This window comes from Leucobacter luti (genome assembly GCF_050310065.1).
In the GTDB taxonomy this organism is placed as follows: Bacteria; Actinomycetota; Actinomycetes; order Actinomycetales; family Microbacteriaceae; genus Leucobacter; species Leucobacter luti_B.
In genome coordinates this window covers 1,910,001-1,926,752 of record NZ_CP190007.1, presented here as the reverse complement: position 1 = coordinate 1,926,752, position 16,752 = coordinate 1,910,001, and the positions used below count along the sequence as shown (strand labels likewise).

Genomic DNA, 16,752 nt, shown 5'->3' with positions numbered 1-16,752 from the left:
CCTCCCCAGGACGTCGGAGGCCCTGGCGCGGACGCGCCGGACCGCGTGCGCTCAGCCGATGATCGGCGTGTTCTCGAGCGCGTGGAATGCGCGGTCGACGTAGACCATGTGCGTGTGCTCCTCGCCGAAGAGCGCCTCGAGCACCTCCGCGACGACGACGACCGAGGAACCGACACCCAGCGTGTGCAGCGCGCGGCAGCGGAGGGCGGCGCGGGTGCCAGGCAGGTATGGCTCGCCCGTCGGCAGCGCCGTCCAGCCCTGCTCGGCCGTGAAGCGCTCGGCGCCGGAGACCGCGAATGACTTCGCGACCTCCACGTGGCGCGCGTCGATGAGGTGCACGAGGAAGCCGTTTGCGTTCAGGATCCCGCCAGCGCTGCCCGTGGCGCGCGTGACGGAGAAGGCGAGGGCCGGCGGGTCGATCCCGACCGAGGCGACGCTCGACGCGGTGAGCCCCACGGGGCCCTCGGGCGTCTCCGCCGTGATGACGGCGATCCCTGCCGGGTGCTCGCGGAACGCGCGCTTCAGCGCCTCCGCGCCGTCGCTCACCTGTTCGACTGCGGTGAGCGCGTCGACGTTTTCCTGAGCCTCGTCCTGCTGCCTCATCACGGGTGCCGTCCTCTCGTTCGCCATCGCGGGTCCGCACCGGGAATAACCACGTCCGGCCGCTGAACATTCCGCACGCTTCGCATGCTAGCGGTCTAACCTTGGCGTATGGACCCCCGCGACATTCCCTTCACCCTCCCCGACGGCAGCGAAACGACGCTCAGGCAGCTGGGCGGTCGCGCGTTTCTCGTGGTGAATGTGGCCTCGAAGTGCGGCTTCACGCCGCAGTACGCGGGGCTCGAGGAGCTGAACGAGCGCTACGGAGAGGCGGGGCTCACGGTCGTCGGCTTCCCCTGCAACCAGTTCCTCGGGCAGGAGCCCGGGAGCGCGGCGGAGATCCAGGAGTTCTGCTCCCTGAACTACGGCGTCACGTTCCCGCTCGCGGCGAAGCTGCGCGTGAACGGTGCCCGCAAGCACCCGCTCTACGCCGAGCTGCGCTCCGCCAAGGACGCCGATGGCAAGGCGGGGCTCGTCAAGTGGAACTTCGAGAAGTTCCTGGTCGCCGCCGACGGCTCGGTGCGGCGCTTCCGCTCCAAGACGGAACCGCAGGATCCGGAGCTGATCGCGGCCGTTGAGGCGGCGCTCGCGGCGGAGTGAACTGCGTGTGGTGCGCCCTGAGGGACTCGAACCCCCGACCCTCTGGGTGTAAACCAGATGCTCTAACCAACTGAGCTAAAGGCGCGCATCCGCGAAGCGGACCCCCATAGCCTAGGACAATCTCGCGCCCCCACCCAATCCCCGGGCTGGTTGTTAGCGATTTCGGGGCTTCCGGCCCGCGGGAAGCCCCGAAATCGCTAACAACCGACGCCTGGCGGCGGGTGCCCGGTTAGGCGATGGTGGCGAGGGCCTCCTGGTAGGCGGCGAAGTCGCGGGGCTCGCCGGGCGAGGTCTCGAACGAGGCGATGACCTTGCGATCCTGCCCGATGAGGAGCGTCGCGCGCGTCGCAATACCCGCCTCCTCGATGAAGACGCCGTACTCCTTCGCGACCGCGCCGTGCGGCCAGAAGTCGGAGAGGAAGGTGAAGTCGTACCCCTCCTTCTCGGTGAAGGCCTTGAGCGTATAGACGGAGTCGATGGAGATCCCGATCAGTCGCACCTTGCTGTCCGCAAAGACGGAGAGGTTGTCGCGCAGCTCGCAGAGCTCGTCGGTGCAGATGCCCGAGAACGCGAGCGGGAAGAAGACGAGGGCGACCGGGCCCTCGGCGACGAGCTCCGAGAGCGTGAGCTCCTCGCCGTTCTGGTCGGACAGGGTGAAATCGGGCGCCTCGGCGCCAGCGGCGATGACCATGTGTCTCCCCTTTTCCGGAGCGTGCGCTCCTGTAGCTTTCTGACAAGATCAGCGTAGCGAAAGCCGCTCCGCGAGGACAGGGTGAGGCGCCGCCGAATGTTGTTCGGTAAGAACACCCCGGACCGCAGTTTCCGTTAAATCCTCGTGGATATTCGATAGTGTGGGGGTAACCCGCGTACCTGCGGGACCGCTTGTGCCGCGCGCGTCGCACCACCACGCGATCGCAGACAGCACGTCTCATGGTGAATGGAGCACAATCTTGGCTGTGAACACGCAGGATCCGTACGCGCCCGACAGCGACGACCTGGATCCCCAGGAGACTGCTGAGTGGCGCGAGTCGCTCGACGCGGTTGTCGAGGAGCGCGGCGCCGGCCGCGGCCGGGAGATCATGACGAGCCTGCTCGATCGCTCCCGCCAGCTGCACCTTAACGTCCCGCAGGTGCCCACCACGGACTACGTCAACACGATCGCATCCGAGGACGAGCCTGAGTTCCCCGGTAACGAGGAGCTCGAACGCCAGTACCGCTCGTGGATCCGCTGGAACGCGGCCATGACCGTGCACCGGGCGCAGCGGCCCGGGATCGGAGTCGGCGGCCACATCTCGACGTACGCGTCGGCAGCCTCGCTCTACGAGGTCGGCTTCAACCACTTCTTCCGCGGCCAGGATCACCCGGGCGGCGGCGACCAGATCTTCGTGCAGGGCCACGCCTCCCCCGGCATGTACGCGCGCGCCTTCCTCGAGGGACGTCTGACCGAGGATCAGCTCGACGGCTTCCGCCAGGAGAAGTCGCACCAGGGCGGCGGCCTGCCGTCGTATCCGCACCCGCGGCTCCTGCCCGACTTCTGGCAGTTCCCGACGGTGTCGATGGGCATCGGCCCGATCAATGCGATCTACCAGGCGCAGTACAACAAGTACCTCACGAACCGCGGCATTAAGGACGCGTCGGATCAGCACGTCTGGGCGTTCCTTGGCGACGGCGAGATGGACGAGGTCGAGAGCCGTGGCCAGCTGCAGGTCGCGGCGAACGAGGGCCTCGACAACCTCACCTTCGTCATCAACTGCAACCTGCAGCGCCTCGACGGCCCGGTCCGCGGCAACGGCAAAATCATCCAGGAGCTCGAGAGCTACTTCCGCGGCGCCGGCTGGAACGTGATCAAGGTGATCTGGGGCCGCGAATGGGACGACCTGCTCGATCGCGACACCGACGGCGCGCTGCTCAACCTCATGAACACGACGCCAGACGGCGACTACCAGACCTATAAGGCGGAGAACGGCGGCTTCGTCCGCGACCACTTCTTCGGCCGCGACGAGCGCGCCCTCCGCCTCGTCGAGGACTACACCGACGACCAGATCTGGGGCCTCCGCCGCGGCGGCCACGACTACCGGAAGGTCTACGCTGCGTACGCCGCAGCGCTCGCGCACAAGGGCCGCCCGACGGTGATTCTCGCGAAGACCATCAAGGGCTACGGGCTCGGCCCGCACTTCGAGGGCCGCAACGCGACCCACCAGATGAAGAAGATGACGCTCGACGATCTGAAGCTCTTCCGCGACACGATGCACATCCCGATCACGGACGCGCAGCTCGAGGCGGATCCGTATCGCCCGCCGTACTACTTCCCCGGCAAGGACGACGACGCGATCCAGTACATCCATGAGCGCCGCCGCGCACTCGGAGGCTACCTGCCCGAGCGCCGCACGACGCACGCGGAGATCGCGGTGCCCGAGGCGAAGTCGTACGCGATCGCCGCGAAGGGCACGGGCACGCAGGAGGCCGCGACCACGATGGTCTTCGTGCGCATGCTCAAGGACCTCATGCGCGACAAGAACATGGGCGGCCGCTTCGTGCCGATCATCCCGGACGAAGCGCGCACCTTCGGCATGGACTCGTACTTCCCGACCTCGAAGATCTACAACCCGCACGGCCAGAACTACGTCTCGGTCGACCGCGAGCTGCTGCTTGCCTACAAGGAGAGCCCGCAGGGCGTGCTGCTCCACGTCGGCATCAACGAGGCGGGCGCGGCCGCCGCGTTCACGGCCGTCGGCACCTCGTATTCGACGCAGGGCGAGGTGCTGATCCCCGTCTACATCTTCTACTCGATGTTCGGCTTCCAGCGCACGGGCGACGCGCTCTGGGCCGCCGGCGACCAGATGGCCCGCGGCTTCATCATCGGCGCGACCGCCGGCCGCACCACGCTCACGGGCGAGGGCCTGCAGCACGCCGACGGCCACTCGCTCGCGCTCGCGGCGACGAACCCCGCCGTCGTCTCCTACGATCCCGCGTACGGGTATGAGCTCGGACACATCGTGCGATCCGGCATCGAGCGGATGTACGGCGGCGAGCACGAGGATCCGAACGTGATGTACTACCTCACGGTATACAACGAGCCCTACGTGCACCCGGCCGAGCCGGAGGGCGTCGACGTCGAGGGCATCGTGCGCGGCATCCACAAGATCTCGCCCGCCCAGGGCGGCACGCACGCGGCACAGATCTTCGCCTCGGGCGTCGCGGTGCCGTGGGCGATCGAGGCGCAGGAGATCCTGGCCCGCGACTGGGACGTCGCCGCGAACGTGTGGAGCGTCACGAGCTGGGGCGAGCTCGCCCGCGACGGCGTCGCCGCAGAGCGCGAGGCGTTCCGCGACGTGGCGTCTGAGCCGCGCGTGCCGTATCTTACGCAGAAGCTCGAGGGTGCCGAGGGGCCGGTGGTCGCCGTCAGCGACTGGGCAACGCAGGTGCCCGAGCAGATCCGCGCGTTCGTGCCTGGCGACTACTCGGTGCTCGGGGCCGACGGCTTCGGCTTCTCCGACACGCGCGCGGCCGCCCGCCGCTACTTCGGCATCGACCGCGAGTCGGTCGTCGTGAAGGTACTGCAGCGGCTTGCCGCGCAGGGCAAGATCGACGCCGATGCCCCGCGGAAGGCCGCCGAACTGTACCGACTGAACGACGTGAACGCCGGCACGACCGGCGGCGCGGGCGGAGAATCCTAGGACGGGGAGACCCATTGGATCGCACTAAGGAGCAGGAGCTCGCCTGGCTTCGCACGATCACGGGCGAGCTCTCCACCCAGACCATCACTCGCCTGGATGAGACTCTCCCCTGGTACGGCAACATGCCGCCGAGCCGCAGGTCCGCGGTCGGCCTCGTGGCGCAGACCGGGATCAGCTCCTTCATCCAGTGGTACGAGGATCCGTCGTCCACACCGTGGATCGCGTCCGACGTGTTTAGTTCCGCGCCCCGCGAGCTGCTGCGCTCGATCAGCCTGCAGGAGACCCTGCAGCTGATTCGCGTGGTCGTCTCCGTGGTCGAGGACCGGGTCGCGCCGAAGAGCGAGGCGTTGCGCGAGGCCGTGCTGCACTACTCGCGTGACGTCGCCTTCGCCGCCGCGGACGTGTACGCCCGGGCGGCCGAGGCCCGCGGGCTGTGGGACGCACGGCTCGAGGCGCTCGTCGTGGACTCGATCCTCACGGGCGAAAGCGACGATGAGCTCCCGAGCCGGATCGCGGCCCTCGGCTGGCACGGCGAGGGCGAGGCGGCCGTGCTCGTGGGCACGGCGGAGCGCTTCGTCGACGTTGATCAGCTGCGGCGCTCGGCGCGGCACGCCGGCGCCGACGTCCTGATCGGGTTGCAGGGGACGCGCCTCGTGCTCGTCCTTGGACGGGTGGAGACCGCGCCGCGGGATCCGGGCCAGCAGACTCCCGAGCCGCTCAGCTTCCTCGAGATCGCGAGCCGGCTCGCCGACGGTTTCTCCGACGGCCCGCTCGTGCTGGGGCCAGCCGTCGAGAACCTCGTCGACGCCTCGCGGAGCGCGCGGGCCGCGCTCGCGGGCGTCGCGGTCGCGCGGTCCTGGCGCAACGCCCCTCGGCCAGTGGCCGCCGACGACCTGCTGCCCGAGCGCGCGCTCGCGGGCGACGGCCTCGCACGACGCACGCTCATCGAGCAGATTTACGAGCCCCTTGCAGCGCACTCGGGAGAACTGCTCGAGACGCTCTGGTGCTATCTCGACAACGGCCGCTCACTCGAGGCGACCGCGCGTGAGCTGTTCGTGCACCCGAACACGGTCCGGTATCGCCTCAAGAAGGTGTCGGACGTGATCGGCTGGAACGCGACGGGTGCGCGCGAGGCGCTGATCCTGCAGTCGGCGCTCATTGCCGGCTCGATCGCGCAACACGGCGGAAGGCGCGCCGGTTCCCCCCGAAAATGAAGCTGATCCACAACGATTTCCGGAATCTTTCGTTGGAAATATGCATGGATCGCTGTCCTCATCTGAGAAACTGGATCACGTGATCGTTATCGCCTGCCCTGGACAGGGCTCACAGACCCCCGGCTTTCTGAACGACTGGCTTGAACTGCCGGGCAGCCGCGAATTCCTCGCCACCGCCTCCGAGCGTGCCGGCGTCGACCTCCTGGCGCACGGCACCGAGAGCGACGCCGACACGATCCGCGACACCGCGATCGCGCAGCCGCTCATTGTGGCGGCGAGCCTCCTCGCGTGGCAGCAGCTCGGCGCGCTCACCGGCCTCTCGGGCGCCGGGATCGCCGGGCACTCGGTCGGCGAGTTCGCTGCTGCGGCCGCCGCTGGCGTGCTCACCGAGGCGGACGCGCTCGCGCTCGTCGGCGTGCGCGGCCGGGCGATGGCGGAGGCTGCGACCGCGGCCGAGACCGGCATGGCTGCCGTCGTCGGCGGCGTCGAGGCAGACGTGCTCGCGAAGATCGAGGAGCACGGGCTCACCCCCGCGAATCGCAACGGCGGCGGCCAGATCGTCGCCGCAGGGGCGAAGGACCAGCTCGCCGCACTCGCCGAGGACGCGCCGCGCGGCGCCAGGGTCATCGCGCTGCAGGTCGCAGGCGCCTTCCACACGGACTACATGGCCTCGGCGATCCCGGTGCTCGCGGAGGCGGCGACCGGCGTGCAGGCCGCGGATCCCACGCACCCGCTGTGGACAAACGCGGACGGCTCCCGCGTCACGAGCGGCCAGGCCTTCCTTGACTCGCTCGTCTCGCAGATCGCGAGCCCAGTGCGCTGGGACGCGTGCATGGCCGGCTTCCAGGAGGCCGGGATCACGGGCCTCATCGAGCTCACCCCCGCGGGTGCGCTCACGGGCATCGCCAAGCGTGCCCTCAAGGGCGTCCCGAGCGTCGCCATCAAGTCCCCCGCAGATCTCGAGGCCGCCGTCGCGCTCCTGCGCGAGGCCGCCTGACCGAAAGGACCAGCAATGGCACCGCTCGTTCAGCCCACCGGGCCGGCTCACTCCCGCATTCTCTCCGTCGGCGCGGCGCGCGGCGACCTCGACGTCCCGAACGACGACCTCGTCGGCCCGATCGACTCCTCCGATGAGTGGATCCGCCAGCGCACCGGGATCATCCAGCGCCGTCGCGCGAGCCGCGACGTGGCCGCGGTCGACCTCGCGGTTGCCGCAGGCGAGGAGGCGATCACGCGATCCGGCCTCGCCCGCGAGGAGATCGACGGGGTCATCATCTCGACGATCTCGAACGTCGCGGTGACGCCCTCGATGGCCGCGCTCGCAGCCCATCGGCTCGGGCTCACCCCCGCGGCGGCCTTCGACATCTCGGCCGCGTGCGCGGGCTACGTCTACGGCGTCGCGCAGGCAGACGCGCTCGTGCGCGCTGGCATCTGCAAGAACGTGCTCGTGATCGGCGCGGAGAAGCTCTCCGACATCGTCGATCCGAGCGACCGCAGCATCTCCTTCCTCCTCGCTGACGGTGCAGGCGCCGTCGTCGTCGGCCCGAGCGACCACACAGGCATCGGCCCGACGGTCTGGGGATCCGACGGCGAGAAGTGGGACACGATCCGCGTGACCTCGACCTTCGAGGAGTACCGGAACAACCCGACCGAGGTGCCCTGGCCGACGCTCCGGCAGGACGGGCAGACGGTCTTCCGCTGGGCCGTCTGGGAGATGGCGAAGGTTGCGCGCCGCACGCTCGAGGTTTCGGGCGTCGAGGCGGCCGACCTCGCCGCCTTCATTCCGCACCAGGCCAACATGCGGATCGTCGACGAGTTCGCGAAGCAGCTGAAGCTGCCGGAGTCCGTCGTCGTCGCCCACGACATCGAGATGCAGGGCAACACCTCTGCCGCCTCGATCCCACTCGCGATGCACGCGCTCCTCGAGGAGCACCCCGAACTCTCGGGCGGCCTCGCGCTCACGATCGGCTTCGGCGCCGGGCTCGTCTACGGCGCCCAGATCGTCGAGATCCCGTAACCGGCGCGCCACGGACCCCCGGTCGCGCGGCACGAACGTAAACTTCTACAACCACCATCCATTGAACGGAGAAATACACATGGCATTCAGCAACGAAGAGGTCCTCGCAGGTCTTGCAGAGCTCATCAACGACGAGACCGGGATCGCGGCTGACGTCGTCGCTCTCGACAAGTCCTTCACGGACGACCTCGACATCGACTCGATCTCGATGATGACGATTGTCGTCAACGCCGAGGAGAAGTTCGACGTGAAGATCCCCGACGAGGAGGTCAAGAACCTCAAGACCGTCGGCGACGCCGTCGATTTCATCGTCAAGGCTCAGGCCTAAGTCGCCACAGCGGGGAGGCGCGCGCCGCCTCCCCGCGGGCAGCGCCCCTGCGCGCGCACCCTCCGTCCCTCCGGTTCGAGACCACCACGTGGAGCAGCTACACATGACCAAGAAGATCGTCGTCACCGGCATCGGCGCGACCTCGCCCATCGGCGGGACCGCCGGCGACAGCTGGAACGCCCTCCTCGCGGGCGAGTCCGGCGTCCGAACCCTCGAGCAGGAGTGGGTCGCCAAGTACGAACTGCCCGTCACCTTCGCCGGCAAGGCGAAGGTTCCCGCGACCGAGGTGCTCGAGCGCCCCGTCGCGAAGCGCCTCGACCCCTCAAGCCAGTTCGCCCTGGTCGCGGCCAAGGAGGCGTTCGCAGACGCGGGCAGCCCCGAGGTCGATCCCGAGCGCCTCGGCGTCGACTGGGCCACCGGCATCGGTGGCGTCTGGTCACTGCTCGACGCCTGGGACACCCTGCGTGAGAAGGGGCCGCGCCGCGTCATGCCGCTCACGGTTCCCATGCTCATGCCGAACGCGCCGTCCGCGGCCGTTTCCATGCACTTCGAGGCACGCGCCTACGCGCGCACCGTTGCCTCAGCCTGCGCCTCGAGCACCGAGTCGCTCGCGAATGCCTACGAGCACCTGCAGTCGGGGCTCGCCGACGTCGTGATCGCCGGCGGATCCGAGGCCGCGATCCACCCCATCACGATCGCCTCGTTCGCGTCGATGCAGGCGCTCTCGCGCCGCAACGACGATCCGGCGACCGCCTCGCGCCCGTACAACACGGACCGCGACGGCTTCGTCATGGGCGAGGGCGCCGCCGCGCTCGTGCTCGAGACCGAGGAGCACGCGCTCGCGCGCGGCGCGAAGATCTACGCGGAACTCGCGGGCGGCGGCGTGACCGCCGACTCGTACCACATCACCGCGAACGACCCGGAGGGCCGCGGCGCCGCCCGCGCGATGCGCCTCGCTCTCGAGCAGGCGGGCGCCACGCCCGACGAGGTCACGCACATCAACGCCCACGCCACGTCGACCCCCGTCGGCGACATCAACGAGTACACGGCCCTGCAGTCCGTGTTCGGCGACCGCGCCAAGGAGATCCCGGTCTCCGCGACGAAGGCGGCCACAGGCCACCTGCTCGGCGGCACCGGCGCGCTCGAGGCGATGTTCACGGTCCTCGCGATCCAGAACCGCCTCGCTCCCCCGACGATCAACCTCGTGTCGCCGGATCCCGAGATCCCGCTGACGGTGTCGAGCGAGGCGCAGCCCCTCGGCGACGGCCCGCAGCTCGCGATCTCGAACTCCTTCGGCTTCGGCGGCCACAACGCCGTCGTCGCGTTCCGCTCGCACGACTGATCCCGCGTCGGCCTGGCCCCCTCCCCGTGACGGATCGTGACGGAGCGGGGGCCGCTTTTCGTCGACTGCAGCTACGGTAGAGGATATGAAGCCTTTTCTCCTCATCACCACGCGTGATGAAGACGACGTCGCCGCCGAGGAGCACGCGCTCTTCTGCCGGCTGACGGGGCTCCTCCCCGAGGATCTCGAGTGGCGGCGGGCGGATCGCGCCCCCATCGGGCACGTCGACTTCGGGCGCTACTCGGGCATCATCCTGGCCGGCAGCCCGTTCACCGTGAGCGAGCCGGTCGAGAAGAAGACGGCGACGGAGCTGCGCGTTGAGCGCGAGCTCGCCGAGCTGCTCGACGAGGTCGTGCGCCGCGACGCGCCGTTCCTCGGGATTTGCTACGGGATCGGGACCATTGGCGCGCACCAGGGCGCCAGGGTCGACCGCCAGTACGGCGAGACCTCGCAGGCGGTGCGCATCAGCCTGAGTGACGAGGGCAAGGCCGATCCGCTGTTCCGGGAGCTGCCCGGCTCGTTCGACGCCTTCGTGGGACACAAGGAGGCCATCTCGGAGGTGCCCGACTCGATTGCGGTGCTCGCGAGCTCCCCCACGTGCCCCGTGCAGGCGTTTCGGGTGGGCCGCAACGTGTACGCGACGCAGTTCCACCCGGAGCTCGACGCGGCGGCCTTCACCTCGCGCGTGCGCGCCTACGCGAACCACGGGTATTTCGAGCCGCACGAGCTCGACCAGATCATCGCCAGAGTTGACGCCGCGGACGTCGGCGCCGCGCACATGGTGCTCGGCCGATTCGTCGAGGAATACCTCTCCTCGTACACGAGGCGCCCGGCTGTCGAGTCGGTCTAGCGCCGCTCGCTGGGCTGGAGCCAGTGGGGTCAGGCTTGTGGGCCTCGCTTGGGTTGGCGTGCCGCACTCACAGGGAGATCTGCACCCAACTCGGCCTTCTGCCCAAATTCTTGAAATTGACTGCAGAAAGCTCGGCGAGCGCAGGGCTACTCGAAGAGCGACTGCGCCACGTACTCTCCGCGCCGAATCCCGCGCGGGACCGCCCAGAGGCCCGAGCCGATGTGCCGGATGTACTCGTTCAGGAGGTCGGGCTTCAGCGATCGCTGCACCGTGACGAAGGTCGCCGGATCGCGCTGGAAGCAGATGAAGAAGAGGCCCGCGCCGAGCTGCCCCAGCCCGTTCGTGCCGTCGACATAGTTGTAGCCGCGCCGGAGCATCCGCACGCCGCCGTTCGTCGTCGGGTGCGCGAGCCGCACGTGCGCCGCGACGTCGATACGCGGGGCGTTCTGGTCCCCGGCCGCGAAGTCAGGGTCCTCGAATTCGCCGCCGCCGGAGAGCGGGCCCCCCTCGCGCTTCGTCCGCCCGATGATGCGCTCCTGCTCGTCGAGCGAGGCGCGATCCCAGGTCTCGATGGTCATCTGGATTTTCCGTGCGACGAGGTAGCTGCCGCCGCGCAGCCACTCCGGCCCCTCCTCGCCAACCCAGACGTGCTCGGCGAGCTCGGCCTGCTCCTCCGCCATGATGTTCGCCGTGCCGTCCTTAAAGCCGAAGAGGTTGCGCGGGGTGTCCTGCGCGCGGCTCGTCGACGCGGTCCTGCCGAACCCAAGCTGGCTCCAGCTCAGGTGGGCGCGGCCGGCCGCGATGCGTGAGAGGTTCCGGATCGCGTGCACCGCGATCTGCGGGTCGTCGGCGCACGCCTGCACGCAGAGATCTCCGCCCGATTGCGTCGCGTCGAGCAGGTCGAACGCGAACGAGGGCAGCGGCTCGAAAGCCTCCGGGAGGCGGCTCCGGATCCCGAACGGATCCTCGTCGCCGGCCCCGACGAAGAGCGAGCGCCCGAGCCCGAACGTGAGCGTGAGGTTGCCCGCGCCGAGGCCCTGGGCCTCCCCCGTGTCGTCGGGCGGCAGCAGGCCGTTGCCGGGCTCGGCGCCCTCGCCCACCTCGGCGCCGCTGGTGAGCGCCTCGGCGGCCCGGGTCCAGTCGGTGAGGAGGGCGATGAGCTCGTCGCGACCCGTCCCCTTCAGCATCGTGAACGCGGCAAAGTGCAGTCGGTCCTGGGCGGGCGTCGCGATGCCAGCCTGGTGCTCCCCCGTGAACGGCACGACTCCCGCGCCGCCCCCGGATCCGGATCCGTTCGGCGCAAGCGGGCCGTGGCCCCCCGCGAGACCGGCCGCGAGGGCTACCCCGCCGCCGCCGAGCGCGGCCCCCGTGACGCCCGCGCCGACGAGGCCCAAGAGCCCACGCCGGGACGGCCGTGGCCGGGGCGACGGCTCCGGCCGCTCCGCCTCCTGCGCCTGTTCCTCCTGCACGGCGGTCCCGTCGTTTACTTCACGACCGTGGCGGTCAGCTTCGACATGGGCTCGCTGAGCGCCGTGAGCGCGGCGGCGAGTTCGGCCCGCTTCGCCTCGTCCACCGTCTCGTAGGAGGGGAACCCAGTCTCGTAGTCGCCGTAGCTCGCAAGCAGCTTCAGCATGGCCGCGAATCGTTCGTCGATCTCCTTCGTGAGCTTCTCGCCGCCGTTCGCCTCCGCTGTGGCCCGCACGGTGTCGAAGGCGACCTGTGCGCCCTCGACGTTCGCCGTGAAATCGTAGAGGTCGGTGTGCGCGAACTCGTTCTCCTCGCCCGGCAGCTTGCCGTCGGGGGCGGCGACCTCGTCGAGGAGGCCCTTCGCGCCCTCGGTGATGTCGGCGAGAGTGAGCGTGAAGTCGGGGCTCGAGACCTTCTCCTTCAGCTCCGTCACGTCCGCGACGAGCTGCTCGCCGATCTTCGTGCGCTCCTCGGTGCTGAGTGGCACGAGGTCGTCCTTCGGATAGTGCGCCTTGTCGGGCTCGCTGTAGTTCGAGATCGCCTCATCGAGCCACAGGTCCTGCTCGATGCGGTGGAACCCGGTGAACGGGATCCCCTCCTCGATGGCGCCCGGCTTGCGGTAGTCGATCTTCGGATCCAGATCGCCAAACTGCTCCGCGGTCGGCTCGATCCGCTCGTAGTTGATGCGCGCGATCGGGAAGAGCTGCCTGGCCTGCTCGTCATCGCCCGCGACGTAGGCCGCGACGAACTTCTCGACCTGCGGCACGAGCTCCTCGGCCTGCGACTTCACGTAGGAGACGTACTGGGCGACGACCTTCTCGTCCTCGGGGCTCGCCTCAACCGCATCGCCCGCGACCGTGAAGGCGGCCTGCCCGACCCCCGCTCCGATCATCCCCGGCTTACAGCTCGTGAAGTACTCCCCCGGCCCAACCTGCACCGTGAGCTCGCGGGTCGCCCCCGGAGCGATGTTCTCGACCTCGCCCACGATCGTGAGCTGGTTCGATCCGAGCACATAGAACTCGTTCACCTTGCTGCCCTCGTTCGTCACCGCGAAGGTGACGGTGCCGCTCTGCGCCTGGTTCTCCGCTACTCCGCACGAATCGTCGCCGGCCGTGACGGCGATCGCTTCCGCTGGGGCAGCATTCGGCACGCAACCGCTCAGCAGTAGGGCGCCAGCCGCAGCGGCGCCGAGCGCCCCCGCGAACCTGCGACGCGCCACGCGTCGGGCCGCGACCCCGCGGGCGGTACGCACGCGGGGCTCGGTGTCGCGTCCAGTCAATTCGGTGAGTGCTGGCACTTCGTTCCTCTCTAGACGGCTGCCGCGCGGCCGGCGGATCCGGCGCGCAGTTCCTGCTGCTTCCTCGACTGCGCGAAGGAGCCGCGCAGGAAGATCGTGAGGGTCGGGATCACATACGCGAACCAGGCGACTACCTCGAGCCAGGTCATCTCGGGCGAAAACCCGAGAGTGCCCTTCGCCACCGAGCCCACCAGTCCGTCCGGCGCAATGATGTGCGGGATCCGGAACGCCCAGGCGCTCTCGCCGTACAGGACCGCGAGCGGTCCGGCGCCCGCTGGCGCTTCGGCGAACGGGCCGGGAAGGAGCGCAGCCTCCTGGAGGTCGTGAATCCCGTAGGCGAGCACGCCCGCGGCGAAGACGATGAGGAGCGCCCCAGACCAGCGGAAAAAGACCGTGAGGTTGATCCGGAGCATGCCACGATACAGGGCCCAGCCAAGCGCCACCGCCACGAGGATGCCCGAGACCGCAGAGAGGAAGCCAAGGAGCGGGCTCACCGAGCTCGCCCGCGTTGTGGCCCAGATGAAGAGGGCGGTCTCGATCCCCTCACGGCCGACGGAGACGAAGCCGATCGCGGCGATGCCCCAGCCGTTGCCCAGGAGTGCACGGTCAAAGCGGCCACGCAACTCGGCGCTCAGCCCGGCCGACGCCCTGAGCATCCAGAACACCATCCAGGTGACCATCGCAACGGCGAGGATCGACAGTGAGCCTCCAATCGCCTCCTGCGCCTGGAACGACAGGCCGTACGCGCCGAAGGTGAGGACCGCGCCGAGGCCGAGTGAGAGTAGCACCGCGGCGCCCACACCGAGCCAGATCTTCCGGACCGCGTCAGGGCGGCCGGCCTTCCGTGCTGCGGCGAGGAGGATGCTCACGACGAGCGCTGCCTCGAGGCCTTCCCGCAGACCGATCATGAGGGTGCCGAACACAGACGGGACCTCCCTCGCATCATACGATCAATGTAAGGGAACCCTTACGGAGCGACGCTACCACAGCGTCATCGGACGTTGACACTCCGTTTTCTGAAAACATGACAGTGGGGGCGCAGATCCTTCACGAATCTGCGCCCCCACTGTACATTTCTCTCACCGCGCCAGCGCGGACGACCGCCTACTCCGCGTAATGGGAGAACAGGAACCAGCGGTCCTTGTCCAACTCCTGCGCAACGGCGATCACGATGTCCTGGCTCACGAGGTCGATGTCATCGAGCCCCTTCACCGCGGCGTAGACGGTTTCAAGGGTGGCGTCGAGCTGCGCGACCATCTCACGGACCGTCACCTCGGACTTCTGGAACCCGTCGCTCAGCTCGGGGGTCGTGGTGCGAGCCGCGACCGTCCCGATCCGTCCGTCGATGGGCAGGCCCAGGGCCACGACACGCTCCGCGACCGTGTCGGCCGCATCCTGCGCGTGCGCGATCACCTGGTCGAGGAACTCGTGCACGCCGATGAAGTTCTCTCCGCGCACGTGCCAGTGCGCCTGCTTGCCGTTCACCGCAAGGGCCACGAGGTCGTGGAGCACCGGGGTGAGATACTGCGCAACTCCTGTGGGCCGGTGAAGGTCTCCCTGCGCCGCCGGAACTGTGATCTGCTTGGTGGCCATCAGTCTGGTCCCCTTTCGTTGTTCAGTGCTTACTGAGTACAACGCTACGCTGCGCTCAGAATTCCGCAAGGAAGGTAAGGCTGCACTGGGTTTTCAAAGAACTCCAGATCAAGGCCCTTTCGCGCGCTGAGAAAGCTGTGTGGAAGATGAAAGTTCCGGCCCGGGAACACGAGGAGGCGGGAGGAGGCACCTGAGTGCTCCCGTCCCGCCTCACTTCGCCCTGAGTCTCCGCGGGCTACTTCACGTCGTCGTCGACCCAGTCCATCGACTTCGTCACGGCCTTCTTCCAGAGGCGCATCTGGCGGTCGCGCTCCTCATCCGCCATCTGCGACGTCCACCGCTTGTCCTCCTGCCAGTTCGCGCGCAGGTCGTCGAGACCCTGCCAGAACCCGACCGCGAGGCCCGCAGCGTAGGCGGCCCCGAGCGCAGTGGTCTCGGTGATCATGGGCCGAACAACCGGCACCCCGAGCAGATCCGCCTGGAACTGCATGAGCGCGTCATTCGCCGTCATTCCGCCGTCGACCTTCAGCTCCTCGAGGTTCACGCCCGAGTCCGCGTTCACGGCGTCGAGCACCTCGCGCGTCTGGAAGGCGGTCGCTTCGAGCGCCGCCCGGGCGATGTGCGACTTGTTCACGAAGCGCGTCATGCCGACGATCGCGCCGCGGGCATCCGGGCGCCAGTACGGCGCGTACAGGCCCGAGAAGGCCGGCACGAAGTAGACGCCGCCGTTGTCCTCCACCGAGGCGGCAAGGCGCTCGACCTCGGGCGCGCTGCTGATAATCCCGAGCGAGTCACGCAGCCACTGGATCAGCGAGCCCGTGACCGCGATCGAACCCTCGAGCGCGTAGTGCGCCGGCTCGTCGCCGATCTTGTATCCGACGGTCGTGAGCAGGCCGTTCTTCGAGTGAACGATCTCGGTGCCCGTCTGGAAGATCAGGAAGTTGCCGGTGCCGTACGTGTTCTTGCTCTCGCCCGCGTCGAACGCCGCCTGCCCGAAGGTCGCGGCCTGCTGGTCACCCAGGATGCCCGAGACGGGGGTCTCGCGCAGCAGGGACGAGTTCTCGGCGACGCCGTAGACCTCGCTCGAGGAACAGATCTTCGGCAGCATCGAGCGCGGCACGTCGAAGGCCTCGAGGATGTCGTCGCGCCACTCGAGCGTCTCGAGATCCATGAACAGGGTGCGGGACGCGTTCGTCACGTCGGTCGCGTGCACGCCGCCCTCCGGGCCGCCCGTCAGGTTCCAGAGCACCCAGCTGTCGGTCGTGCCGAAGAGCAGGTCGCCCGCCTCGGCGCGCTCGCGCGCGCCCTCGACGTTCTCCAGGATCCAGACGATCTTCGTGCCGGAGAAGTAGGTCGCGAGCGGCAGGCCGACGATCGACTTGAAGCGGTCGACGCCCTCGTCGCCGGCGAGCCGGTCGACGATCGCCTGCGTGCGCGTATCCTGCCAGACGATCGCGTTGTAGACCGGCTTGCCGGTCTTACGATCCCACACGACCGCGGTCTCGCGCTGGTTCGTGATCCCGATCGACGCGATGTCGTGCCGCGTGAGATCCGCCTTCGCGAGCGCGACGCCGATCACCTCCTGCACGTTCCGCCAGATCTCGTTCGCGTCGTGCTCGACCCAGCCCGGCTTCGGGAAGATCTGTTCGTGCTCCCGCTGCCCCACCGAAACGATGTTGCCCTTGCGGTCGAAGATGATGGCGCGGCTCGATGTCGTGCCCTGGTCAATTGCGATTACGTAGTCAGCCATGGTTCGGACTCCTTCGT

General features: G+C 68.7%; 15 protein-coding genes and 1 tRNA gene. 8 read left to right on the top strand and 8 right to left on the bottom strand.

All coding sequences use genetic code 11. The features are described 5' to 3' along the window. Positions 1-51: 51 nt before the first annotated feature. Positions 52-606, bottom strand: coding sequence for a flavin reductase family protein (locus ACOPJ3_RS08820; protein WP_427868816.1), 555 nt, complete (start codon positions 604-606; stop codon positions 52-54). A 105-nt stretch (positions 607-711) separates the two neighbouring features. Between ACOPJ3_RS08820 and ACOPJ3_RS08815 the strand changes: the two genes are divergently transcribed. Further along, the gene (locus tag ACOPJ3_RS08815) at positions 712-1,200 is read left to right on the top strand and encodes a glutathione peroxidase (protein WP_427868815.1); all 489 of its coding nucleotides are present in this window, start codon (positions 712-714) and stop codon (positions 1,198-1,200) included. An 8-nt stretch (positions 1,201-1,208) separates the two neighbouring features. Here the strand turns inward: ACOPJ3_RS08815 and ACOPJ3_RS08810 are convergent. Beyond that, positions 1,209-1,285: transfer RNA gene (locus ACOPJ3_RS08810), tRNA-Val, on the bottom strand. 144 nt (positions 1,286-1,429) lie between these two features. Beyond that, positions 1,430-1,891 (bottom strand): peroxiredoxin, encoded by a 462-nt coding sequence (locus tag ACOPJ3_RS08805; RefSeq protein WP_427868814.1) that lies wholly within the window; start codon positions 1,889-1,891, stop codon positions 1,430-1,432. Between the two features lie 259 nt (positions 1,892-2,150). On the opposite strand from ACOPJ3_RS08805, the gene aceE reads away from it, so the two are divergent. The 7 genes from aceE to ACOPJ3_RS08770 all read left to right on the top strand — a co-directional run bounded on the left by aceE (position 2,151) and on the right by ACOPJ3_RS08770 (position 10,628). Then, a complete protein-coding gene (gene aceE, locus ACOPJ3_RS08800) occupies positions 2,151-4,877 on the top strand; it encodes a pyruvate dehydrogenase (acetyl-transferring), homodimeric type (protein ID WP_427868813.1) in 2,727 nt (908 codons plus the stop codon). A 14-nt stretch (positions 4,878-4,891) separates the two neighbouring features. Continuing rightward, positions 4,892-6,091 carry a PucR family transcriptional regulator gene (locus ACOPJ3_RS08795; RefSeq protein ID WP_427868812.1) on the top strand — a complete coding sequence of 400 codons (1,200 nt, stop codon included), beginning with the start codon at positions 4,892-4,894 and terminating at the stop codon, positions 6,089-6,091. A gap of 79 nt (positions 6,092-6,170) precedes the next feature. Further along, complete coding sequence (locus ACOPJ3_RS08790; RefSeq protein ID WP_427868811.1) at positions 6,171-7,088, top strand: ACP S-malonyltransferase; 918 nt, start codon at positions 6,171-6,173, stop codon at positions 7,086-7,088. A gap of 15 nt (positions 7,089-7,103) precedes the next feature. Continuing rightward, on the top strand, positions 7,104-8,108 hold the full coding sequence (locus ACOPJ3_RS08785) for a beta-ketoacyl-ACP synthase III (protein ID WP_427868810.1): 1,005 nt from the start codon (positions 7,104-7,106) through the stop codon (positions 8,106-8,108). A 79-nt stretch (positions 8,109-8,187) separates the two neighbouring features. Beyond that, complete coding sequence (locus ACOPJ3_RS08780) at positions 8,188-8,436, top strand: acyl carrier protein (RefSeq protein ID WP_017794148.1); 249 nt, start codon at positions 8,188-8,190, stop codon at positions 8,434-8,436. 103 nt (positions 8,437-8,539) lie between these two features. Beyond that, the gene (locus tag ACOPJ3_RS08775) at positions 8,540-9,778 is read left to right on the top strand and encodes a beta-ketoacyl-[acyl-carrier-protein] synthase family protein (protein ID WP_427868809.1); all 1,239 of its coding nucleotides are present in this window, start codon (positions 8,540-8,542) and stop codon (positions 9,776-9,778) included. An 85-nt stretch (positions 9,779-9,863) separates the two neighbouring features. After that, complete coding sequence (locus ACOPJ3_RS08770) at positions 9,864-10,628, top strand: glutamine amidotransferase (RefSeq protein ID WP_427868808.1); 765 nt, start codon at positions 9,864-9,866, stop codon at positions 10,626-10,628. Positions 10,629-10,774: 146 nt separating this feature from the next. Here the strand turns inward: ACOPJ3_RS08770 and efeB are convergent, their stop codons facing one another. The 5 genes from efeB to glpK all read right to left on the bottom strand — a co-directional run bounded on the left by efeB (position 10,775) and on the right by glpK (position 16,735). Continuing rightward, complete coding sequence (gene efeB / locus ACOPJ3_RS08765) at positions 10,775-12,097, bottom strand: iron uptake transporter deferrochelatase/peroxidase subunit (RefSeq protein ID WP_427868807.1); 1,323 nt, start codon at positions 12,095-12,097, stop codon at positions 10,775-10,777. 14 nt (positions 12,098-12,111) lie between these two features. After that, the gene (efeO, locus tag ACOPJ3_RS08760) at positions 12,112-13,392 is read right to left on the bottom strand and encodes an iron uptake system protein EfeO (protein ID WP_427868806.1); all 1,281 of its coding nucleotides are present in this window, start codon (positions 13,390-13,392) and stop codon (positions 12,112-12,114) included. Positions 13,393-13,403: 11 nt separating this feature from the next. Further along, positions 13,404-14,315: an iron uptake transporter permease EfeU gene (gene efeU, locus ACOPJ3_RS08755; protein ID WP_427868805.1), complete on the bottom strand. Its 912-nt coding sequence runs from the start codon at positions 14,313-14,315 to the stop codon at positions 13,404-13,406. Between the two features lie 181 nt (positions 14,316-14,496). Continuing rightward, complete coding sequence (locus tag ACOPJ3_RS08750; RefSeq protein ID WP_427868804.1) at positions 14,497-14,985, bottom strand: Dps family protein; 489 nt, start codon at positions 14,983-14,985, stop codon at positions 14,497-14,499. A 235-nt stretch (positions 14,986-15,220) separates the two neighbouring features. Then, positions 15,221-16,735, bottom strand: a complete 1,515-nt coding sequence (gene glpK / locus ACOPJ3_RS08745; protein ID WP_427868803.1) for a glycerol kinase GlpK — start codon at positions 16,733-16,735, stop codon at positions 15,221-15,223. Between the last annotated feature and the right edge of the window lie 17 nt (positions 16,736-16,752).

Excerpts from the sequence above, each read along its gene's own strand:
- ACOPJ3_RS08785 (WP_427868810.1), top strand. The coding sequence starts at position 7,104 with ATGGCACCGCTCGTTCAGCCCACCGGGCCGGCTCACTCCCGCATTCTC.
- ACOPJ3_RS08815 (WP_427868815.1), top strand. The coding sequence starts at position 712 with ATGGACCCCCGCGACATTCCCTTCACCCTCCCCGACGGCAGCGAAACG.
- ACOPJ3_RS08750 (WP_427868804.1), bottom strand. The coding sequence starts at position 14,985 with ATGGCCACCAAGCAGATCACAGTTCCGGCGGCGCAGGGAGACCTTCAC.
- glpK (WP_427868803.1), bottom strand. The coding sequence starts at position 16,735 with ATGGCTGACTACGTAATCGCAATTGACCAGGGCACGACATCGAGCCGC.
- ACOPJ3_RS08775 (WP_427868809.1), top strand. The coding sequence starts at position 8,540 with ATGACCAAGAAGATCGTCGTCACCGGCATCGGCGCGACCTCGCCCATC.
- ACOPJ3_RS08780 (WP_017794148.1), top strand. The coding sequence starts at position 8,188 with ATGGCATTCAGCAACGAAGAGGTCCTCGCAGGTCTTGCAGAGCTCATC.
- ACOPJ3_RS08805 (WP_427868814.1), bottom strand. The coding sequence starts at position 1,891 with ATGGTCATCGCCGCTGGCGCCGAGGCGCCCGATTTCACCCTGTCCGAC.
- ACOPJ3_RS08770 (WP_427868808.1), top strand. The coding sequence starts at position 9,864 with ATGAAGCCTTTTCTCCTCATCACCACGCGTGATGAAGACGACGTCGCC.